This window comes from Halobacillus sp. KGW1 (genome assembly GCF_001592845.1).
Taxonomy (GTDB): Bacteria; Bacillota; Bacilli; order Bacillales; family Halobacillaceae; genus Halobacillus.
This window is the reverse complement of record NZ_LSOC01000002.1, coordinates 607,643-629,600: the sequence shown is the minus strand read 5'-3', so window position 1 is coordinate 629,600 and position 21,958 is coordinate 607,643. Positions and strand designations below refer to the sequence as shown.

Annotated in this window: 21 protein-coding genes; 3 read left to right on the top strand and 18 right to left on the bottom strand. The window is 48.9% G+C overall.

Annotated elements, in window-relative coordinates; genetic code table 11:
* Positions 1 to 13: 13 nt before the first annotated feature.
* From murD to AXG56_RS03845, 12 genes are all read right to left on the bottom strand, one after another.
* Positions 14 to 1,357, bottom strand: coding sequence for a UDP-N-acetylmuramoyl-L-alanine--D-glutamate ligase (gene murD / locus AXG56_RS03900; RefSeq protein ID WP_008639185.1), 1,344 nt, complete (start codon positions 1,355 to 1,357; stop codon positions 14 to 16).
* The gene (mraY, locus tag AXG56_RS03895; protein WP_026577512.1) at positions 1,354 to 2,340 is read right to left on the bottom strand and encodes a phospho-N-acetylmuramoyl-pentapeptide-transferase; all 987 of its coding nucleotides are present in this window, start codon (positions 2,338 to 2,340) and stop codon (positions 1,354 to 1,356) included. The genes murD and mraY overlap by 4 nt, the downstream gene beginning before the upstream one ends.
* A 39-nt stretch (positions 2,341 to 2,379) precedes the next feature.
* A complete protein-coding gene (gene murF / locus AXG56_RS03890; protein ID WP_026577513.1) occupies positions 2,380 to 3,738 on the bottom strand; it encodes a UDP-N-acetylmuramoyl-tripeptide--D-alanyl-D-alanine ligase in 1,359 nt (452 codons plus the stop codon).
* Positions 3,735 to 5,210: a UDP-N-acetylmuramoyl-L-alanyl-D-glutamate--2,6-diaminopimelate ligase gene (locus AXG56_RS03885; protein ID WP_062513339.1), complete on the bottom strand. Its 1,476-nt coding sequence runs from the start codon at positions 5,208 to 5,210 to the stop codon at positions 3,735 to 3,737. The genes murF and AXG56_RS03885 overlap by 4 nt, the downstream gene beginning before the upstream one ends.
* A 43-nt stretch (positions 5,211 to 5,253) precedes the next feature.
* Positions 5,254 to 7,176: a stage V sporulation protein D gene (locus tag AXG56_RS03880; protein ID WP_062513337.1), complete on the bottom strand. Its 1,923-nt coding sequence runs from the start codon at positions 7,174 to 7,176 to the stop codon at positions 5,254 to 5,256.
* An 87-nt stretch (positions 7,177 to 7,263) separates the two neighbouring features.
* Entirely contained in the window at positions 7,264 to 9,411 is a 2,148-nt protein-coding gene (locus AXG56_RS03875) for a penicillin-binding protein (RefSeq protein WP_062513335.1), read from the bottom strand.
* Between the two features lie 21 nt (positions 9,412 to 9,432).
* Complete coding sequence (gene ftsL, locus AXG56_RS03870; RefSeq protein ID WP_008639173.1) at positions 9,433 to 9,804, bottom strand: cell division protein FtsL; 372 nt, start codon at positions 9,802 to 9,804, stop codon at positions 9,433 to 9,435.
* The gene (gene rsmH / locus AXG56_RS03865; protein WP_008639172.1) at positions 9,801 to 10,781 is read right to left on the bottom strand and encodes a 16S rRNA (cytosine(1402)-N(4))-methyltransferase RsmH; all 981 of its coding nucleotides are present in this window, start codon (positions 10,779 to 10,781) and stop codon (positions 9,801 to 9,803) included. Before rsmH ends, ftsL begins: the two co-directional genes overlap by 4 nt.
* Positions 10,782 to 10,802: 21 nt before the next feature.
* Positions 10,803 to 11,234, bottom strand: a complete 432-nt coding sequence (gene mraZ, locus AXG56_RS03860; protein ID WP_008639171.1) for a division/cell wall cluster transcriptional repressor MraZ — start codon at positions 11,232 to 11,234, stop codon at positions 10,803 to 10,805.
* A 162-nt stretch (positions 11,235 to 11,396) separates the two neighbouring features.
* Positions 11,397 to 13,022 (bottom strand): bacillithiol biosynthesis cysteine-adding enzyme BshC, encoded by a 1,626-nt coding sequence (gene bshC, locus AXG56_RS03855; protein ID WP_062513333.1) that lies wholly within the window; start codon positions 13,020 to 13,022, stop codon positions 11,397 to 11,399.
* 158 nt (positions 13,023 to 13,180) lie between these two features.
* Complete coding sequence (locus AXG56_RS03850; protein WP_062513331.1) at positions 13,181 to 13,564, bottom strand: DUF3397 domain-containing protein; 384 nt, start codon at positions 13,562 to 13,564, stop codon at positions 13,181 to 13,183.
* Positions 13,557 to 14,435, bottom strand: coding sequence for a 2-dehydropantoate 2-reductase (locus AXG56_RS03845; RefSeq protein WP_062513329.1), 879 nt, complete (start codon positions 14,433 to 14,435; stop codon positions 13,557 to 13,559). Before AXG56_RS03845 ends, AXG56_RS03850 begins: the two co-directional genes overlap by 8 nt.
* A 158-nt stretch (positions 14,436 to 14,593) precedes the next feature.
* Here AXG56_RS03845 and AXG56_RS03840 point away from each other — a divergent pair, with 158 nt between their 5' ends.
* Complete coding sequence (locus AXG56_RS03840; RefSeq protein ID WP_008639167.1) at positions 14,594 to 15,082, top strand: N-acetyltransferase; 489 nt, start codon at positions 14,594 to 14,596, stop codon at positions 15,080 to 15,082.
* A gap of 103 nt (positions 15,083 to 15,185) precedes the next feature.
* On the opposite strand, the gene AXG56_RS03835 is transcribed toward AXG56_RS03840, so the two are convergent.
* The 4 genes from AXG56_RS03835 to AXG56_RS03820 form a co-directional block, all read right to left on the bottom strand.
* A complete protein-coding gene (locus tag AXG56_RS03835) occupies positions 15,186 to 15,668 on the bottom strand; it encodes an RsfA family transcriptional regulator (RefSeq protein ID WP_008639166.1) in 483 nt (160 codons plus the stop codon).
* Positions 15,669 to 15,732: 64 nt separating this feature from the next.
* Entirely contained in the window at positions 15,733 to 16,485 is a 753-nt protein-coding gene (locus AXG56_RS03830) for an enoyl-CoA hydratase/isomerase family protein (protein ID WP_062513327.1), read from the bottom strand.
* Positions 16,486 to 16,592: 107 nt separating this feature from the next.
* Positions 16,593 to 16,766, bottom strand: a complete 174-nt coding sequence (gene rpmF / locus AXG56_RS03825; protein ID WP_008639163.1) for a 50S ribosomal protein L32 — start codon at positions 16,764 to 16,766, stop codon at positions 16,593 to 16,595.
* Positions 16,767 to 16,814: 48 nt separating this feature from the next.
* Complete coding sequence (locus AXG56_RS03820) at positions 16,815 to 17,336, bottom strand: DUF177 domain-containing protein (protein WP_008639161.1); 522 nt, start codon at positions 17,334 to 17,336, stop codon at positions 16,815 to 16,817.
* Positions 17,337 to 17,529: 193 nt separating this feature from the next.
* Between AXG56_RS03820 and AXG56_RS03815 the strand changes: the two genes are divergently transcribed.
* Positions 17,530 to 18,741 carry a nucleotidyltransferase gene (locus tag AXG56_RS03815; protein ID WP_062513326.1) on the top strand — a complete coding sequence of 404 codons (1,212 nt, stop codon included), beginning with the start codon at positions 17,530 to 17,532 and terminating at the stop codon, positions 18,739 to 18,741.
* A gap of 35 nt (positions 18,742 to 18,776) precedes the next feature.
* Here AXG56_RS03815 and AXG56_RS03810 read toward each other — a convergent pair whose 3' ends face one another.
* Both AXG56_RS03810 and AXG56_RS03805 read right to left on the bottom strand, forming a co-directional pair.
* A complete protein-coding gene (locus AXG56_RS03810) occupies positions 18,777 to 19,805 on the bottom strand; it encodes a SepM family pheromone-processing serine protease (protein WP_062513324.1) in 1,029 nt (342 codons plus the stop codon).
* On the bottom strand, positions 19,802 to 20,599 hold the full coding sequence (locus AXG56_RS03805) for a patatin-like phospholipase family protein (RefSeq protein ID WP_008639155.1): 798 nt from the start codon (positions 20,597 to 20,599) through the stop codon (positions 19,802 to 19,804). Before AXG56_RS03805 ends, AXG56_RS03810 begins: the two co-directional genes overlap by 4 nt.
* Before the next feature lie 161 nt (positions 20,600 to 20,760).
* Between AXG56_RS03805 and ylbJ the strand changes: the two genes are divergently transcribed.
* The gene (gene ylbJ / locus AXG56_RS03800) at positions 20,761 to 21,957 is read left to right on the top strand and encodes a sporulation integral membrane protein YlbJ (RefSeq protein WP_235601460.1); all 1,197 of its coding nucleotides are present in this window, start codon (positions 20,761 to 20,763) and stop codon (positions 21,955 to 21,957) included.
* Position 21,958 lies beyond the last annotated feature (1 nt).

Sequence of the window (21,958 nt, the reverse complement as noted above, 5' to 3'; positions counted from 1 at the left end):
GCATAAGCCCTTATTAGAGCTTATGCACCGCTTCTATAAACATGTCGCCTCTTTCTTCGAATGTGCGGTACTGATCCCAGCTGGCACATGCCGGAGACAGCAAAATTACATCTTCTGCTTCAGACTGCCGGTAAGCTTCATGGACGGCTTCTTCCATCGTATCTACCTTCCCAACCGATTCAATCCCGGCATCTTCAGCCGTCTTCATGAGCAGCTCTGCCGTCTCGCCGAACACGATCATCGCCTTCACTCCCCCGAGGTAAGGCAGAAGTGAGTCGAAGCTGTTCCCGCGGTCCAGCCCTCCGGCGAGAAGGATGACAGGTTGTTGGAAGGACTTCAACGCATAGGAAGTCGCAAGGATGTTGGTCGCCTTCGAATCATTATAAAACAATCGGTTCTCTTTCTTTGTGACGAACTGCAGCCGATGCGGGACGCCTGCGAATGTACGGAGAACATCGATGATGGCCTGGTTCCGAATACCGTTAACTTTCACGCAGGCGACGGCGGCTAATATATTCTGCAGGTTCTGTTCCCCGACGAGCACGATTTCCGAAAGCTCTATGACCGCTTCTTCTTCAAAGTACAGATGCGTGTCATCCACCCAGGCTCCCTTCCCTTTTTCTTTCAGTGAAAACGGCACGAGCTTCGCTTTCGTCTGTGAAAGGAAGGCTTGAATCCTTTCATCATCGGCATTGTAAACGAGGGTATCCGCTTCCGTCTGGTTCCTGGTGATCCTCGCTTTCGCTTCATGATAATTGTGAAGCGTATGGTGGTAATCGAGATGCGCTTCATACAAATTAAGCCAGACAGCGATATCCGGACGGAATTCTTCTGTTCCAAGCAGCTGGAAAGAAGAAAGTTCGGTCACCATCGTTTCATCGGCTTCTGTGGAACGCGCTACTTCACAGGATACGTGTCCGATGTTGCCGGCTAGGGCGACCTTCTGCTCGTCTGCTTTAATCATTTCATGAATCAGCGTCGTAGTCGTCGTCTTCCCGTTGGATCCTGTGACTGCTACGAGCGGTCCTTCGTGCAGCAATCCGGCGAGCTCCACTTCTGTTACAACCGGCATCCCTCTCTCCACCGCTTCTGAAACAATCGGATTTTCATAAGGGATTCCCGGATTCTTGATCAGGTAATCAACACCATCCAGAACGGACAGTGGATGCCCTCCAGTAATCACTTCTGCTCCTGCTTCAATTAATGCACGGACTTCCGAACTCTCCGGATCTGCCTTCAAATCGTTAACCCGTACCTGCACACCGCTGTCCAACAACAAGCGGGCCGCGGCTGTTCCACTCTTTGCTAAACCTAAAACTAATACATGCGTATAGGAAAATTGCTTCAACGTCTTCATCGGAACATCACCTCAATATAAATACCAATAACAGCAAATAAAAGCCCCACTGTCCAGAATGTCGTTACTACACGCCATTCAGACCATCCCTTCAGTTCATAGTGATGGTGCAGCGGACTCATGCGGAAGACCCGTTTGCCGGTCGTTTTGAAAGAGATGACCTGAATAATAACCGACAACGTTTCTAAAACGAATACGCCACCGATAATAACAAGGATTAATTCCATTTTCGTAAGAATGGCAATGATTGCGATGGCTCCACCTAAGGCAAGCGAGCCGGTATCTCCCATGAATACTTTAGCCGGATGGGCATTAAACACAAGGAATCCAAGCAGGGCTCCTACGACCGCCAAAGAAAAGAGCGTGACTTCGACATTCATATCTCCTGTCCAGGCAAGGATGGCGAATGCTCCAAAAGCGATGGCTGCTGTACCCGCAAGCAATCCGTCCAGTCCATCCGTTAAGTTAACGGCGTTGGAGGCACCGACAAGCATGAACAGAATTAAGATGGCGTAACCCCAGCCGAGATCAAATTCCACGGAAGTTCCAGGAATGCTGATATAGGTAGGGAATCCGGAGTTGCGTAAAATGAAATAAACGACCAGAGCAATAATGATCTGGCCGAGCATCTTCTGCTTGGAAGTAAGGCCGAGATTGCGCTTGAGAGCGACTTTAATATAGTCATCCAGGAAACCGAGCAGTCCGTACCCCACAAGGACGAATAGCAGGATGAACAATTCCGCTCCATTGGAATCCGGATGGAAGACCGCACTTGCAATCAGCGTTGTTGCAAGAACGGCAACGATGATCATGACTCCACCCATCGTCGGTGTTCCTGATTTCTTCTGGTGGGATTCAGGCCCCTCGTCTCTAATGGCCTGCCCGAATTTTAATCGTCTTAAAAATGGTATGATCATCGGCGAAATCACGACGGTGATAGCGAATGAAATTGCCATAGTAATTAGTAGTATGTATTCGTTCATTAGTACGTTTCCTCCTTAAGCATCATCATCGCCTGTCGATCAGTCTACAAGATCCGTCAGCAGCTCTTCGAGTTTCATCCCACGGGAAGCTTTAATAAGAACTACAGTATCAGCAGTCAGTAACGAACGCACATGATGACTTAACGCTTTCTTTTCTTCAAAGTGTTTAGTTTCCATATCCGGATATTCCGCCCGTGCGGCGTCGGAGATCTGTTTGGCGTGGGCGCCGATGGTGAATACGGCTGAAATCGATTCATCGATGGCGTCTGCCACACTCCGGTGGAGCATCTCTGATTGATCTCCCAATTCAAACATATCACCTAATACTAACACTTTTTGGGTTTTTGATGTCAAATCTTTAATAACTTCAATGATGGCTTTCATAGACGTCGGGGACGCATTGTACGCATCATTTATAATAAGAGACCCTTCCGGACCTTCATGTTTTTCAAAACGCATGGCAGACATCTGTATGCGGCCGAATCCATTTTGAATTTGTTCTTTCGTCAACCCGAGACGCTCAGCGAGGGCAATGACAAATGTGGCATTCTTCACATTATGTTTCCCGGCCATAGGCAGCGTATAGGTGGATGCACCGACACGGAACGTCGTGTCATTATCGGAGGACGACTCAATTACGGCTTGATAGTCACAGTCATCACCAAATCCGCAGCTGATTGTTCCTTCCTCCTGTTTCTTGTGTTCAAGCAGCGGTTCGTCACCGTCCAAAATCAACGATCCTGTCCGGGAAAGTCCCTCCGTGATTTCCAGCTTCGCTTTTGCGATGGCTTCTCTCGATCCAAGGTTTTCAATGTGAGACTCCCCGATGTTCGTAATGATGGCGTGATCCGGTTCTGCAAGATTGGATAAAACGGAAATCTCCCCTGCCCGGTCCATTCCCATCTCCAGTACGCATGCTTCCGTCTCAGGGTCCATAGAAAGGATGGTCAGCGGAAGCCCGATATGATTGTTAAAGTTGCCTGCCGTTTTATGCGTCCGGAAACGGGTCGACAGCACGGCTGCGACCAGGTCTTTCGTAGTCGTTTTTCCATTTGATCCCGTTACACCGACGATGACCGGGTCCACCTTCTTCAAATAGTAGTCTGCAACATCCTGAAGCGCTTTGGTCGTATCGTCCACGAAGAACAACGGGAAATCCGTCGGTACAAGGGCAGGAACCTCTACGTCTTTCTGCCACACTGCTGCGACAGCCCCGTGTTTGATCGCATCACCAATGAATCGGTGGGCATCGAACGATTCGCCAACGATAGGAACGAACAGGCTCTGCTTCGCTTCTTTACGGGAATCGGTCATGACGGATTCAATGCGGATGCTGTCTTTGGACGCTCCTTTATTGTTCGGATACAGTTTCGATAGTTCTACCACTTCTAGTATCATGTTGGATGCTCCTTCATTTCTCTTAGTATCTGTTTTGCTGTCTCTCCATCATCAAATGGATGGCGGACACCGTCCATTTCCTGATAAGTCTCATGACCTTTACCTGCAATCAGGACGATGTCGCCTTGCTTCGCCTGCTTCAACGCTTGCTTTATGGCTTCTCTCCGGTCTTCAATAATGGTATAGTTCCCCTTCAAACCGATCGTCATGTCATGAAAAATCTGTGCCGGTTCCTCCGTCCTCGGATTATCATTCGTAAAAAAGACAAGGTCCGCGTTATCCACACTAAGCCTGGCCATGAGGGGACGCTTGCTTCTGTCACGATCCCCGCCGCAGCCGACTACGACGATTTTTCTTCCCTGACATATTCCATCCAGAGTTTGAATCACGTTTTCAAGGGAGTCCGGGGTATGGGCATAATCAATGACTACGCCGAAATCCTGCCCCTCCCGTATCGGTTCAAAGCGGCCCTTCACTCCCTTACTGCTGCCGAGAGACTGCTGAATGGTCGCAAGAGGGATGCCAGACAACACAGCTACCCCTGCCGCCGCCAGCATATTGTATATGCTGAACATCCCCATCATAGGGCTGTCGATCCTAACGTTTCCAATCGGTGTAATCAACTGAAACTGCGTGCCCGTCTCCTTCAGGACATAATCCTTCGCCATGACATCCGCCCGCTCGTGGATGCCGTATGTGAGAAGTGCCTGTGAGGTCGATCGGATGAATTTTATCGCAGATGGAGAATCTTTATTAATGACGGCAAATTTCTCACGTCCCTTATTATACCCATTTCCTAATTGTGCGAACAATAGGGACTTAGCACGAAGGTAATCGTCGAAATTGTCGTGATAATCAAGATGATCCATCGTCAAGTTTGTAAAGACAGCGATATCGAAATCACAGCCGTACACCCGCCCCTGATCCAGTGCATGCGAGGATACTTCCATGATTACCTGATCCACTCCTTCTGCACGCATATCGGATAGATACCTTTGAAGCGTAAGTGCATCCGGAGTGGTATTCTTTACAGGGAAGATTCTGTCTCCTACCTTCACCTGAATGGTTCCGATAATCCCCGTTCTCTGTCTGTGAAGCCGGAACATCTCTTCAAGAAGGTACGTGATCGTCGTCTTCCCGTTGGTACCGGTGATGCCGATAACGGGAAGGAAATGAGAGGGTGTCTTATAGAAAGCACACGCCATCATAGCAAGTGCCCGTGACGTATCGTTGACGAGCACGACAGGCACATCTGTATCCGTCGCTTCTTCCGCTACGATCACTGCGGCCCCCTTTTGAACCGCTGAAGCTATGTAACGGTGTCCGTCTGCCTCCACCCCGCGGATAGCGATAAATACATCGTCCTTACAGGTCGTCCGCGAATCCATGGACAAACCCTTGACCTCTATATCTGCAACCGGCTGAGTCGTTTGATAGAAAGGAAGAAACTGTAGCAGCTCACTCATTTTCATACACGTCACCCTACCTGCATGCAAATTTTATTATAGCGTAAAATCAATTCCCCATATAGACACGAACCTTCGAACCGCTCTCTACTTTCACACCCGGTTCCGGTGACTGCGTAATGACTTCCTTACCGTCGCCGCTTGCCTCAATTTCCAGATTCAAAAGCATCTGCCCCAGTTCTTCTTCGTCCATTCCGATGATATCAGGAACTTCCACGAGTGGCTCTTCCGGCCACGCATATTCTTTCTCCAGGCCATCTTTCCTCGGTTTGACCCCCATCGCACGCAGACTGTCGCCCATAATGCTGCCAACAATCGGGGCAGCAACGACTCCGCCGAATTGAACCGTGTCCTTCGGGTTGTCGATAGCGAGATAAACGACTAATTCTGGGTCGTCAGCAGGAGCAAAGCCGATAAAAGAAACGATGTGATTGTTCTCCATATATCTGCCATCCGGACCTACCTTCTGGGCGGTACCCGTTTTTCCTCCGACGCGGTATCCTTCAACGTAAGCCCCTCTCCCCGTTCCTTGTGCAACGACGCTCTCAAGGGCACGTCTGATTTCTGCAGACGTCTTCTCGGAAATGACGCGCTCCTTCATATTCGGTTCATTTTTCTCCAGGATGTCGCCGCTGACAGGATCACGCCATGCTTCCTGAATATACGGTTCATAATAATAACCGCCGTTTACTGCGGCCGCAACGGCCATCGCCTGCTGAATCGGTGTGACAGATACCCCTTGTCCGAAGGCTGTCGTAGCCTGCTCTACCGGCCCGACGTTCTCTTCCTTAAAGAGGATTCCCTTTCCTTCTCCTTCGAGGTCGATGCCGGTCTTCTCACCGAAGCCGAAACGATGAATATATTCAAACAAGCGTTCTGTGCCAAGACGCTGTCCCAGCTGTACAAAACCCGGGTTACAGGAATTCTGTACCACTTCAAGGAACGTCTGATCGCCGTGGCCTCCGCTCTTCCAGCAGTGCAGGGTCGAGCCGTCGACATTGATTGATCCGGAATCATGGAAGTGCTCGGAATCCAAATCGACGAGATCCTCTTCCAACGCTGCAGCAAGCGTAATGATCTTGAAGGTCGATCCGGGCTCGTACGTACTCCAGACAGGCAGATTCCGGTTATATACTTCCGGTTTGACCTCTTGATAATTCGCCGGGTTGAAATTGGGACGGGACGCCATCCCAAGCACTTTGCCGGTATCCGGATCCACCGCCAGCGCTACGGCTCCATCCGGATTGTATTTCGCCTGTGCAATATCAAGTTCCCTCTCGATGATGGACTGTACTTTGTAATCGATTGTCAGCTGAAGATCCTTGCCATCCTCCGGCGGGCTGTATATGTCCGCCATATCCGGCATTCGTTTCCCTTTCGCATCGGAGAAAAAGGACAGCGCGCCCTTCTCCCCTTTCAGTTCTTCATCATAATAAGCTTCCAGCCCGAGCAGCCCCTGGTTATCGATGCCGCTGAACCCAAGCACGTGCGAAAGAAACGAACCATGAGGATAATAACGCTCCGAATCCTTCGCTACATAAACCCCCGGAAGCTGCAGGGACTGAATGGCCTCCGCCTGCTTTTCCGATATCTTGCGGCCTTCCGGATGAATCCGTTCGATTGACGTCTTCTTCGTCACGTGACCAAGCGCCTTCTCTACATCCATATTCAGAATTTGAGCCAGATCTTTAGCAGTCTTGTCCGGATCCTTCACCTGTCTGGGTACAACCATGACCGTCGGAGCGGATTGATTCCCCACAAGCACTTCCCCATTCGTATCGAGGATCTCTCCCCGCTCCGGCTCGAACGTAATATCCCTGCTCCACGATTCTTCCGCTTTGGAGATCAGGAAATCACTTAAGAAGAACTGTACATATCCAAGTCTCCCTGCAATGACAAAAAAAATAACCATTCCCACAAGAAAAACAGTGACTAACCGTTTCTTTACGATTACTTGCGATACTCGTCTCATCTCTTAAACTCCTTTAAAAAGTCGTTAGAGTCAGCTTGTATCACTATATGCAATCAAGAAACGATTAGAACACTGCCTGGAATGGTGTTACTCAGAGGACGGAGGGGAAAGTTCCACCACCAGATAGCCTCCTTCTTTTATTGGTGAGCCTGCCGGTATGCTTTGTTTTTCAACATATCCATTACCCATTGTTTCAATATTCAGTTTGAAATGCCGCGCAAGACGCTGGATATCCCTGATGGAATAACCGGTCAAGTCAGGCATCTTCGGCTGATCCGTGACGATCATGATCTTTTGGTTCTCTACCACTTTCGTACCGGGTTCAGGTAGAACGGCTGTCACTTTACTGCCATCGCCGATGACTTCCACATTTTCGAAAGTCTCTTTCAGTTTGCGGGCCGCTTCATCTGCCGGCTGGTCTGTGACATCAGGCAGGGAGAGCGGGGTCATAGGCTCTTCTACTTCTTTATCCGGCTTGATATCCATATAATGCAGACTGTTCTCCATGACCGTCTTCACGATATAGGAAACCGGCTCCGATCCAAGTTCCGTCGGTTCAAGGTCCGGCTGCTGGACAGCGACATACATAAGAAGTTCCGGGTCTTCTTTCGGTGCCATTCCCATGAAGGAGAAAACGTAATTGTTTCTGCCTGTAAGATAGCCTTGGCCGGGTTCACTTATTTGTGCCGTACCAGTCTTTCCAGCTAACGAATAGTCATTCAGCTTGAACGACTGACCCGTGCCATGCTCGGAAGTGACGACGGTTCCGAGCAGATCTCTCACCTGTTTCGCCGTATCCGGGGAAATCGGTGCTCCGATTTGTTCCGGTTTATTTTCTTTCACGACCTTGCCGTCCTCACTGGAGGTGATTTTCGAAAGAACGTATGGTTTCATCATCTGACCATCATTGGCAATCGACGTCGCCGCCGTCATCAGTTGGATCGGCGTGAACGTCGATCCCTGTCCAAAGGCTGTCGTTATCTGCTCGATCGGACGATCGAATACGATTCTTCCGTTGCTTTCATTCGGAAGGTCGATCCCCGTCTTCTTATCAAGGTGAAAGTCAGAGAAATATTTACGAAGTTTCTCCGGTCCCAGAACATCGTACGCAAGCTTGGAAGCCGCCACGTTGGATGAACGCTGGAAGCCTTCATCATACGTTATGGACCCCCAGCCGTTCCGGTTGTTATGGTCCCCGATGACGGGCGAGTCTTCCGTCACCTTGTACGTTCCTGACTTGAACATGTCACTTCCTTTATAGACGCCTGCTTCAATTGCACTTGCCCAAGTGAACATCTTTACGGTCGACCCGGGTTCAAACGGGTTGGAAATCATGTCGTTATACCAGTTGTCTACATCTCCGATTGCGTTCGGATTGTAGCTCGGTCGGTTACTCATCGCGAGGATTTCGCCCGTTTTCGGGTCCATTACCGCCGCCATGATTTTCTTAGGGTTGTACTGCTCATCTACTTCCGACATCGCATCTTCCAGGAATGTCTGAATCTTCTGATCGATCGTCAAGTAGACTTCGTCCCCGTTTTCCGGTTCTTTCATCACTTCATTCGGATTCAGCAGCTTCGTCCCATACTTATCCCGCTCGTAACTGATTTCGCCCTTCGTCTCTTTCAAATACTTCTCCATCTGCTTTTCGATGCCGGTCACACCGGATATTTCCCCTTCCGATGTCCGCGCAAAGCCGATGATATGAGAAGCGAACATCCCGTTTGGATAATAGCGCTTCGCTTCTTCTGTAAAGTTTATGCCACTTATGTCAAGATCCTCAATTTCTTCCTTTTTCGCCTGTGAAAGATCACGGCCCTTAGAACCGAATTCGATTTGGAACCGATCGTTTTCCTGGCCGTCTACGATTTTCTCCTTAATTTCACTCGCATCCATCTCAAGAATCGGAGCAAGCTTCTCCGCTGCTTCATCCACATCCTGCAGATGGTTCGGCTCCGCGGAATTTATGGAATAATCCGGATCCAGAATCGCATAGATCCGATAAGTCGGACGGTCGTAAGCAAGAACCATCCCGTTCTTATCGTAAATCTTGCCTCGTGTTGCATCGATATCATAGGTCGTCTTCCGCACGTTCTCCGCCCACTTCTTCAAGTCCACCCCTTCGACTTTCGGAGCCGTTTCAATATATAAGAAACGGCCCGCGATGACGAGGAACAGGACTCCAAAAGCCAACAGAAGCAGGGCGGCGCTGCGATTGGTTTTCTTATTCTTCATCACGCATCACCTGAGTGAGAGTCACTCATCGGAAACCTTTCCGGCCTGTTTTACTTTGGCGTTTTGGATATCGAGCCCGTTTTCTTTAGCAATACCCAGTATACGGTCCGGGTTACTTAATTCTTTGACTTCATAGGCAAGATTCTCATTGACCGATTCCTGTTTCGAAATGTTTTCCTCGAGACTGCGGATGTCTCTATTGAGAGAATCCGTAGAGGAGGAGAACTGAACAAGGAATACAGAGGCGGCGATGACGACGGCACTGGAAACGGAATACAACACTTTCTCTCCTGTACTGATCCACTTCTTTTTATGTACCTTTACTTTCACCTGCTTCTGTTTATCAGGCTGATGTAAAGGCTGTCTTTGTCTTCTTATTTGCTCCGCGCTCATGTTTGCTTCCACCCTTCATTGAATTCAAAATCCTTATTCCAAGGTTTGACTTTCTCGACGATTCTTAGTTTGGCTGAACGGGAACGGCGATTCTCTTCAAGCTCTTCCTCTTCCGCCACAATAGGCTTTCGGCTGACGAGATGGAAAGGTGGCTGTTTATCCTCCGGTATCATTGGCAGATTTTTCGGAAGCGGCGGATTCGAACTCCACTTCTTGAATGCCTGCTTACACAAGCGGTCTTCAAGAGAATGGAATGTGATGACAGCGATTCTGCCGCCGACGCTTACGGAACGCGCTGCCTGATGAAGGCTGTCCTGAAAGGCACCTAATTCATCATTGACCGCAATACGAATGGCTTGGAAAATCCGTTTAGCCGGGTGTCCGCCTTTTCTTCTTGCGGGTGCAGGGATTCCATCCTTGATCAATTCCACCAGTTCTCCCGTCGTTTCGATCGGTTTATCTTCCCTTGCCGCTTCAATTTTACGGGCGATCTGCTTCGAGAATTTCTCTTCTCCATATTTGAAGAAAATACGAACCAGATCCTCATATGCCCAATCGTTAACGACTTCTTTTGCGCTTAACGGGCGGCTTTGGTCCATCCGCATATCAAGCGGTGCATCCTGGTGATAACTGAAACCACGCTCTTCCACGTCCAGCTGAGGGCTGGAGACACCGAGGTCATAAATGATCCCGTCCACTTCAGGGATGCCCAATTCTTCCAGTTTTTCTTCCAGCTGTCGGAAGTTCGCATGGACGAACGTCACCCGATCTCCGTACGGCTCCAGTCTTTCTTTTGCGGCTGCCAGTGCAATCTCATCCTGATCGAAACTGATCAGCCGTCCTCCGCTTTCAAGCACGGATGCGATCGCTTCGGAATGTCCTCCACCACCGAGGGTGCAGTCTACGTAAATCCCTTTCGGATCGACAGCTAAATATTCAATGGTTTCTTTTTTCAATACACTATAATGTTCAAACATGGTTTCACTCGTTTCTGCTTGTCAGATATCAAAATCCAACATATTCTCTGCAATCTCTGAGAAGGATTCTTCCGATGCCTCGAAATAACTTTCCCATTCTTCATGACTCCAAAACTCGATTCGGTTGGAAACACCGATCACGACACATTCCTTTTCCAATGATGCATACTTCCGAAGTGTCGGGGGGACATTCACCCTCCCCTGTTTGTCCACTTCGCATTCAACAGCACCGGAGAAGAAGAAGCGGGTGAAGGCCCGGGCATCTTTCTTAGTAAGGGGAAGCTTTTTAAGCTTCTCTTCCAACAGTCTCCATTCATCCATAGGATAAGCAAACAAACATTGATCTAAACCCCTGGTCAGGACGAAGCTTTCGCCGAGATCGGGGCGGAACTTGGAAGGCACAATAATCCTTCCTTTCGCATCGATGTTATGTTGGTATTCACCCATGAACATAGAGTTCCCCCACCTTCTGATTTCACCTTACCACATCGCCCCACTTTTCTCCACTTACTTTTTATTCATTCTCTCCCAACAGCAAAAATCCTGCCTCGAAAGGCAGGATTTTAAAGGGTGGAAGCTATTTTTCTGTTCGTGGTAGAAAGTGGGTGACTTCCCCTACAAATATACGACAAAATGGTCCTGCTCAAAGCTCAGATGGTGTCTATTCAACCGGCTGAACAACTCCATCCCGTGCTGGTTGACCCATGGGAGAATGCTCCACACTCGTTCTTGAAGGCCCCCGGATGGATGAAGTGTGACATCGATGTCCGCAAAAAGATCCATTTCATATTGATGACGGTTTTCCATGGATTGGTGGAGACGCTTCTCCATATAATCGATATGATCCAGGATATATTGCAGGTTCTTCTCTGCAAGCTGCCCGAGATCTGTACTGATACCGGCAGATGTCTGTCGTAAAGGAGCATGCACACGGCCGATCTCTTCCTTTACTTGTTCAGACAGACGTCCAATCGGAGGCTGACTCATCGCGGCAAGCCAATTGACTTTCTCCCCGGCGACACCGTATCGGACAGCATGCTCAGCTGTGATCTGGAACTTCTCCAGGCTCTGCCCAGTCTTCCGGTCGACGAGTGTAAAGGACAGCCTCGGGAAGACAGGCGGCATACAGAGACCCGTCGCATCGAAGGCTGGTTTAAGGGCAGACCAGTAGTTGATTTCACCGGGACCACCGATAAAAGCAAGCACCGGGAATAACGACTCCTGCATCAACGGCCTTGTCACCACGTTGTTACTCAATTGCTGTGGAGAGTGCTCTGCTATGTGAAGCAGCTCCTCTTTCGATAAAGCCACTTCATTATTTTTCCCTCGGAACATCCCGTCTTCCTCCCGGTTAAGGAGAATGCGCTCTTTTCCCCGGTGGTAAAAGAGGTGGGCGTCATTGATTTCACTGTCCAGTAGTGTTTCGTAGCCGGCCTGGCGGTTCTTCTGAAGGACAGCATATACCCCCTGGGCAATTTCACGGTTGTGCTCAATCATATTCTTAAAATAATCCGACTCCAGTTCTCTCACTTCCGGGGCATGGGCATCGATCAAAACGATCCCCTCATCCGGGAACAAGCGATACACCAATCGAGCAAAGAAGTCCGTGTACGTCTTGGACTCGTTCAACTGACGGTCCATTTCCTTGAACAGATCCAGGGTATATTCGGTTTCCGGAATCATCTGAAAGACATCCTTCAGCCATTTACGCCCCTTCTCCTGATCGATGTCCAGTTCTGAAACCGATGCTTTCGTTTCCGGCATGTGGTCGATGGTCATCTTACGCATGTAGTCATCTTCTTTCATGAACACATGGTGGATTTCATCAAAGTCGTGGTCTTCCCCGGCGATCCAGAAAACCGGGACTACCTTCCGCCCCGTTGCTCTCTCGCTTTCCTTCGCCAGCTGCAGGACAGAGATGATCTTGTGGACGGAGTAAAGCGGTCCTGTAAGAAGCCCTGCCTGCTGTCCGGCTATGACAACGACACTGTCTTCTTCTTTCAGTTTCTCAATATTTTCCATAGAGGCGGCGGGCGCATCCCAGCGGGTATTCATTTCTGTCAGCACTTCTGCCAAGGCTTCCCGCTGATAAGGCTGTTTTTTCAGCCTGTCCAGTCTTGCCTGCCAGGTCGTATCTTCGAAAGGGTGGTACGCAAAACGGTCGGCTACCGCTTCATAATTCTGTTTATAATCCTGGAAGAATGCTTGCTTGGACGGTAATTGTATTGGGTCGATACGCATATCTATATGGCTCCTTTATTTGCTGAAGTTACATGGTTGAAGTATGTATCCTCTTGTATTGTACAAAAAACAGGAGGATACTTCACCTCATCTGTTTGGAGAAGATACGCAACCCGCGTTTCCAGGCGTCGTATCTCCGTATGGCTCCCCCCACCATATCAACTGAAGAACAGCCTGTCGACCAAGCCGAACAAGGACAAACCCATATACAGAACCATGAACAACAGGAAGCTTACCCGCCACAAGCTTCTCCACGCCCGTAAAAAGCGGACTTCCTCCTTCCACTTATACTGAGCAATGATCGATGCAGCAAATAATAACAGTAATAAGATGATGATGACAGATAAAAAGCTGCGGTCGAACAATACGATCAGAAGCACGTGGACAGCTAAGATGAAGACTGGTGCCGTGTAATTGGCCGTACGGTGGAGAGCCTTAAGCTTATAGCGGCTCATTTTGCGTGCGCATAAATAAAAGAGGATGAGAAACGGAATCGGCAGGGTCACGATTCCTGCAATGACATACACAAAAAGATCACTCATTCGTATTCCCTCCTTCCTCCCATTCTATGGCCCGGACAGCGGTAACGATGAACTCATGATAGGGAAGCGGCCGGGTGCCCTCTTCTAAAATATAGCCGGATATGGCATCCACTTCTGTCTGTCTCCCTTCCATAAGGTCAACAAGCATGGAAGAATGGTTGCTGCCTGTCTTCTCTGCGATCCGACAAACCCTGTCCCATTCGTCCGGAAAAGAGAGAGAAAGGACGTCACAGGCTTCTTCACAGAGTTTCCGTGCTATATCGCAAAGATAAGGGTTGGTAAGCAGTTTTCCGTTTCTCACTTTAAAGACGGCGGTTACAGGATTAATGACCGCATTCACAAGAAGCTTTTTCTTCAGCATCGTCTCCGCCCGTGCCTCCAAATAAATCGGGAAATCCTCTTCCGCAAGCGCCTCAAACAGACGGCGATACACCCCAAAGCCCTCGTCTGTTAACGGCGCTATTCGCATGACACCTTTCCCTGTGTGACGGACGGAGCAATCGTTTTCTTTCCTCGCTCCATGTTCCACAATTCCTGTAAAACACGGACGCGGATCGATGGAAGCACGCCTATAGTGCGTCATACCGTTTTGCAGAAATAATAACGGGACACCGGCCGGGAGTCCATCATCCAACACATCCGGAAGATGATGCTGCTTTACGGTCAAAAGGATAAGGTCCACCTCCTCATCCAAGGAGCGCGAAGCCTTTACAGGGACGGGACTTTCAAGCGTATCGCAGGCAATTCCGTTCTTTGTCAACATTCTCCTTTGTTCTTCGCGCCGCACGATCATATGTACCTCGTGGTGTCTGCCCAGGTATGCGCCGGCGAGCAATCCGACAGCCCCGGCTCCAACTATTCCTATTTTCATGAATCCTCCCCATTTCTTCCCATTCTAATTCCCTATTGTAGCAGAATAGTTTCTGCTGGTGCAGTCGATTCTTGTCCACGAACCAATTGTTCATTTATTTCTGAATTTTTTTATATTATAATATAGAGAGATACAGATATAAGAAAGGGGATTCCATCATGACAACGAAAATGAAAGTCCAGCCGCTACTGGTCAATTATAAAACGCTGGAAGAATTCAAGAGGTTCAAGGAATATGGCAATCAGGAACTTACGATGCTGGAGGATCTTGAGAGCAATATTGTAGAGAATGACAGTGAATCACCATTTTACGGCATTTATCATGGAAGCGCTTTAGTGGCGCGGATGAGCTTATATCGTGTGAAATCGAAATATGACCATTACTTCAAGCCTCCTCAGGATTATCTGGAGTTATGGAAGCTCGAGGTGCTTCCTGACTATCGTGGTCTTGGATATGGAAAAGCGCTCGTAGAGTTCGCAAAAGGCTATGATCTTCCACTGAAAACAAACCCGCGCATTAACTCACACAGTTTTTGGGAAAAGATGGGCTTCCAAAAAGCCCATTACGATGTGGAAAGAGATCTTGGGGAGAACCCTCTTATCTGGCTTCCTTCGGGAGTCGAGGAGCGGCCCGCAGAAGAGAAATAAACGAAGAAAGGCCTCTACGCTGTTTGGTAGGGGCCTTTTTCATTGGCGTGTGTGCGGTAAATAGGAAGATAATAGAGAAGAAGTCCACGCTTTTATTAAATGATTACACGCCACTTTCACTTTTACGCTTTTCCTTCACCCAGTGGACGAGCTTATCCATCTCATTCCACGCCGCTTCCCATTGTTTGAGCTCTTCTCTTAACTTCTCGTTCGCTTCATTCAACTGCCTCAGCTGAACTTCGAGGCTTTCCTTGCCTTGTTCATCGTATTGTCTGCTTTTCATTTCCTTCAGAAAAGAAATAGCAGCATCAAGCGACATCGGCGTCTCGCCGTTTCCGGAAGCAGCCGTATACAGTGTACGTGTCGCTTTCCGGCTGTTTTTCGCTTCCTGGATTTCCTTCTGATACTGTTTACGGACGGTCGCATTCCACCTGAATCCGCATGCAGCGGGGGTTCGATGCAGCTTCTCCGCAACTTCCTGAAAGGCCTCGAGCTGTGTTTTTCCCTCTGTGATATATTTCAGTACCGTATCTGCAAGAAAGACGTCTTCCTCGTCCTTCCAGGCGTCTTGTCTAGGAGCATCCATAGCATCCCTCCTCTATCGTTTGCTTATAGTTATGCATAAGGGGGGATTGATAGAATCGCATTCCTCATCTTTTTCTCTCCCGGAATCTTCGGACCGCTTCTTTATGTTCTTTTGAGTCCCATAAGTCGGAACACGTCCGGACTTCTGCTTCCATTCGTTCCGCAAGCTCGTCTGCACCCAGCTCTCTGACATATTGTTCTTTCAACACCCTTAATTGTTTTATAGACTTGGCTGTAAAAGGGGCGAATAAGTGATCTATGTTTACCATAATCTTTTTATGTAACCATCCATAATGATAAGCCTCTTCCATATCAAACATCGACGCTTCCATTAACCACCGGACGGCAGTTTCCGGACGAACTTTCCTGTATAACAAGACACCGCCGCCCCAGCCGGGGATGATTCCCAGACTTCCCTGAATAAATCCTGCTTTCGTTCCCGGAACCGCGTAGCGGAAATCACAAGCGGTGGCAATTTCACACCCCCCTCCTCTTGCATCTCCGTTCAGTAATGCGATGGTTGGAAGTGGGAACAGAGCGAGTGCATACAATACGTCCTTCATCGGGGACAACAGACGAAATGCCTCTTCCCCGCTGATATCGCCGTGCAGTTCTTCCAGATCTCCTCCTGCACAGAAAGCCCTGTCCCCTGCTCCGGTCACAACAAGCAGTTTCAACGAACGATCAGCCGCGAGGTCGGTCAGTGCAGCCAGCATTTCTTCCGCCATCTTCTGATTCACAGCATTTCGCTTCTCCGGTCGATTCATCGTGAGCACGGCAACGCCCTCCCGCTTACGCTCTACTAAAATATATGACATGTGTGTCTCCCCCTTTCTTACTAATGTACCAGAACAAAGAAAGAACAACAGGCTTATCCGCAAAAAAAAAAGAGCCTCGACCGAAGTCGAAGCCCTTTTCGATGAACTTAGTTGTTCACCACTTGTTTTCCGTTGTATTGTCCACAAGATTTGCAAACATGGTGTGGTTTGGAGTACTCACCACAGTTATCACATTTCACCATTCCTGGTGCGTGAAGTTTCTTGTGAGTACGGCGTTGGTTTTTGACTTTTTTAGACGTTCTACGCTTAGGTACTGCCATGTTGTACACCTCCTTTAAAATACGATTCTGAGAACCAGGAAGACTATCTTAGTCGTTCTCTTCTTCATTTAATAATGATTGCAGTTTAGCCAATCGAGGATCCACTTTCTTTTCCTCAGGTTCCTCTGTAACCACCTGCCAGCCTTTCCCCACCTGGGGAGCTGCTTCATGGGCCTCATCATCATCGGAAAAGACGCGAGTCGGAATCTCCAACTGTACATTTTCCTTGATATAAGGCGTTAAGTCAAGCACTTCTCCATTCACGGAATGAACTTCAGAGTCATCTTCTTCTGTATGGTAAGGTGACAGATTAAATGCCTCCAGAGCATTAATGTGAAATGGATAAGTCACATCAACTAACGTCCGGGCACAAGGCAACACCATTTCTCCATCGATTGAAAAAGTTACCGTTATATCATTTCCTTGAGTCATTGCTTGACCTTTGACATGAACAGGGGAAATCCTGCGAATGTCATTGTTCAATTCTGCTAATTCGCGAATATCTACGTCATCCTCAAAGTGGAAAGGTTCCTCACCTGTCCGCTTGAGTTTTTGTAGAGGAAATTTCATAGTTATCACCTCATGGCAACAAGAGTTATTGTAAAAGTATTTGGTTGATTTGTCAATATTTTTTCTTTACAGCATAGAACCTTCGAGTGATCCGTCCTGACGTTTTAACCAAAGATCCTTAAGGAAAGCGAATTTTTCCTATTTCCATGATAAAATAAACCAAACACTTGTTCAAGGACGAAGGAGGTTTTTCATGAAATCCTGCGGAGTGGTTGTCGAGTACAACCCTTTTCACAATGGTCACTACTATCATCTTCAACAAGCAAGGAAACAGACGGAAGCGGACTGCATCGTCGCCGTCATGAGCGGTCCTTTCCTGCAGCGGGGAGAGCCTGCCATCATAGACAAATGGCACAGAACGAAGGCGGCACTAAGGGGCGGCGCGGATCTCGTCGTCGAACTTCCCTTTCTCTATGCCGTCCAAAACAGCGACTTTTTCAGTAAAGGGGCCATCCGGATTTTGGCCGATCTGGGTGTCCAAGCCGTCTGCTTCGGCAGTGAGAGTGGACGGATCGACGCTTTCTTGCAAACGAAGGAGCAGATGGAGCTTCATGAGGATACGTATCAGGAAACACTCAGGAAAAGCATGGCAGAAGGCCTTTCCTTTCCCGAAGCCTCGCGGTTGGGATACGAAGCCATCGATTTCCCCGACGGTGCGGTCGACATGTCCCAGCCGAACAATATCCTCGGCCTTAGTTATTTGAAAGAAATCGCTGCTTATGCCCCGCATATGGATCCGGTGACGATTCTTCGGAAAGACAGCCATTACCACGAGGAAGACATTACCGGAACCATCGCAAGTGCTACAAGCATACGCAGGGAGCTGTTAAAAAAACAATGCTTGACTGAAGCGGCAGTGAGATCCCTGCGAAAGGATACGGTGGAGCAGCTGCATTCTTATCGCTCTATGGCGGGAGTGTGGCATGAATGGGAGCGTTATTTTCAGCTCCTCCAATACAAGGTCGGCACGATGGAAGCTTCCGTACTCAGAAGCATTCACGGGGTCGATGAAGGGCTTGAGTACAGGCTGAAGCGCCTGATGAAGGACGCTGTATCCTTCCAGGACTTTATGGATAAAGTCAAAACAAAACGCTATACATGGACGAGGCTGCAGAGGACGCTTGTGCACATCCTTGTCGGGACAGATAAAGAAACCGCCCGGCGCGAGCTTCAGGAAGAACAACCGCCTTATGCCAGAGTACTCGGAATGAATGAGCATGGACGCTCGTTCTTGAAAGAAGCTAAAAAAACAACGCCTGTACCTGTGATTACCCAGCCACAACAGCTGACTCATCCTCTTCTTGAGCTTGAGGAACGGGCGACGGCTGCTTATTACGCTCCTCTCGCGCCGAAGCAGCGTACGGCACTCATGAAACGGGAATACCAAGCCCCTGTTATTCTGTAATCAAAAAGAGCCGTTCTGTAAGAACGGCTCTTTTATTACCCCTGTTCCGTTTTCATGTCTTTCAAATAGTTAAGGGCATCGGTAAAGGTATCAACAGGAACGACCTTCATATCCGTATCGATCTCCTCCGCCGTTTTCTTCGCCACTTCGTAATTGGAGCCTTTCCTTCCCTCTTCATTTGGAGCGAAGAACACGTCGGCACCTTCCTTCGAAGCAGCTACCACTTTCTTATCAATTCCACCGATCGGGCCGACGATTCCTTCATAATTGATTTCTCCGGTACCGGCAATTTCAAGACCGTCAGTCATATCCTCTTCGGTCAGCTGATCATAAATTTCCAGGGAGAACATCAAACCCGCACTCGGTCCGCCGATATCCCCGCTCTTTACGTTTACTGCCGGATTGACATCAACAGACCGGTCTGTAACGAGGGAAATACCGACTCCGATTTTGTCCGGTGTATCCGGGAATGGAGCAAGCGCGACATCCCTCTGAATAGTCTCTTTCCCTCGTACGATCGTCAGTTTCACCGTGTCCCCTTCCTTCATTTGACTAACGTAGTCAATCAAATCGCTCGTCTCTTTAATCTCTTTGCCGTCCACCTCTGTGATCTGGTCGCCTATCTCCAGTTCATCCTCTGCCGGCATGCCGTCAACAAGACTCATGACATACACGCCTTCATAATTGATCTGGATATCTTTCCCGGCTGCCTGATAGGCAACGACTTTCGCCGCTTCCTGGGATGTCTCCATCATCTGCAGCTGAGCGTGGAAGTATTCTTCTTCCGACACGCCTTCCGGGCGGATTTGATCAATTGGATAGATTTGATGATAGGGACGGATTTTGGCAAGAAGCCATTGGATCGGCGTCGCTTGTCCGCCCCGGACGGTCACAAGGTGCATATCTCCTTTACTTTCATACCCTCCGTCCACTTCGACAATTGGATTGAGCGCATCAGCCGTTCCCGGTTTATAAATATAGAACGGAAGACGATACGCCCCGAGAAAAGCGACGATCAGTAATGTAATGACCGCGGTTATTACCAGTCTTTTATTCGATTTCATTTTGTTCCAGACTCCTTCCACGCAGCGAGTTTCTTACGTATTTCTTCCATGCTGTCCTCCGCTGCCTTCTCCCCTGCTTTCACGATCTCGGGTATGTTTGTGAACGCACGGGAACTGTACCTGGAGACATCCGGACGGATCATGACATCCGCATCCGAGGAAACACCCGTCGCTGTAAGCAGTTCATCCTGCATGATGTCAATGCTTTGGGTGATGACGTCATAGATGGAGTTGATATTTGGACTGGCATCGAAATGGGCACAGTCGATCGCAATGACAAAGTCCGCCCCCATTCCTTTCACGACGGAGACCGGAACCCTGTCCATGACTCCTCCGTCTATGTACAAACGATCCCCAATCTTCTCAGGCACGAATATCCCCGGAATAGCGATACTTGCCCGTACCGCATCGCTCGCAGGGCCGCTTGTGAAAATTTTTTTCTTTCCTGCATACAGATCGGTAGCGACGATGGACATCGGAATATCCAAGTCTTCAATCGCCTTCCCGAACGTAAACAGGCGGATGTACTCCTTGATCCTCTTCCCTTGGACAAACCCCATTTTCGGGACGGTAAAATCAAGGAAATATTTGCGCTTGAATGTGAACGCAAGCTTGTATAAATCGTCCATTTTTTGTCCGGCAGCAAAAAAAGAGCCAACAAGCGCTCCCATACTGCTTCCGGCAATTAAATCGACTGGTATGTGCTGCTCTTCGAGGACTTTTAATACCCCCAAGTGTGAAAACCCCCGGGCGCCACCAGAGCCCAGAGCCAAGCCGATCTTCGGTCTTCCCACATGGCATTCCCCTTTCTCGCGAGTAGTTTATTTTATGGAATAAACCGACTCCTTATGAGCGTACACATAGAATATGGACAAACCTTATATCCAGCCGAAATATATCCTCATTCTACTATTTCTCTAGGTATAAGTACAGAAAACTGCGATACCGGAGGAGGTTGATCCAGATTTCTAAATTGAAGACCGTCGTTCTTACCCTGATGGCGACTTCTCTTGCGGTTGCTTTGATCCTTTACCCGAAAGATGCCCTCTCCGCAAGCTTGAGGGGACTTGATATTTGGTGGGAAATCGTCTTCCCGTCCCTGCTTCCCTTCTTCATCACGGCAGAGTTCCTGATCGGTTTTGGTGTTGTCCACGGTCTCGGAGCATTGAGCGAACGATTCATGCGGCCGCTGTTCAACGTTCCTGGGTGTGGAGGATTCGTATGGGTGATGGGTATGGCGAGCGGATACCCGGCCGGGGCAAAATGGACAGCTGATCTCCGGAAGAAAGGAGAGGTGACGCGAGTGGAAGCAGAGCGGCTGGTGGCGTTCACGAATGCGTCCAGTCCTTTGTTCCTTTTCGGCGCCATTGCTGTTGGTTTTTTTCACGATGCCAACCTTGGTGTTCTGCTCGCTGCTTCTCACTACGGCGGCAATATGCTTGTAGGCATCGGGATGCGGTTCTATGGGAGAAATGACCGGGAACAACGATCCATGGAGCGGAAGTCGTCAACGTGGAAAGATGCTTTTTGGAAGATGCATCACTCACGCCTGAAGGATGGACGTTCTTTCGGTAGACTAATGGGTGACGCTGTGACCCGTTCTGTCGATACGCTACTCATGGTCGGGGGATTCATCATGCTCTTCTCCGTCCTGACTGAGCTTCTCAAACAAACGGGCGCCATTCATATCTTCACCCATATCCTTGCATGGACGGGCCTTCCAGATGCTTTCCAGGTTCCTTTCGCTGCCGGAATGCTCGAGTTGACGACTGGAGTAGGAGCGGTGACAGACACACACGAACCCCTGCTCGCCCAACTTTTAGTGGTCAGCTTCATCCTTGGCTTCCACGGTTTTTCTATTCAGGCACAGATTGCAAGCATCCTGTCGGAAACAGACATCCGTTTCCAACCTTATGCGCTCGCCCGCATAGCCCACGGCGTTCTAGCAACGGTACTCATGTTCATCTTCTATGCCTTTTACGTCCGTTCTCCCTTTCAGACACAATCGCTGCCGATTTGGAACCCGGATGAGCGATTCACGCTGCCGATTCTGGAATTCTTCCACGAGTATGGTCCACCAATTACTATGATTGCCATCCTCTTTATGATTGCTGTGAAATGGACAAAAAAAAGACAATCCGCTTCTTCATGAA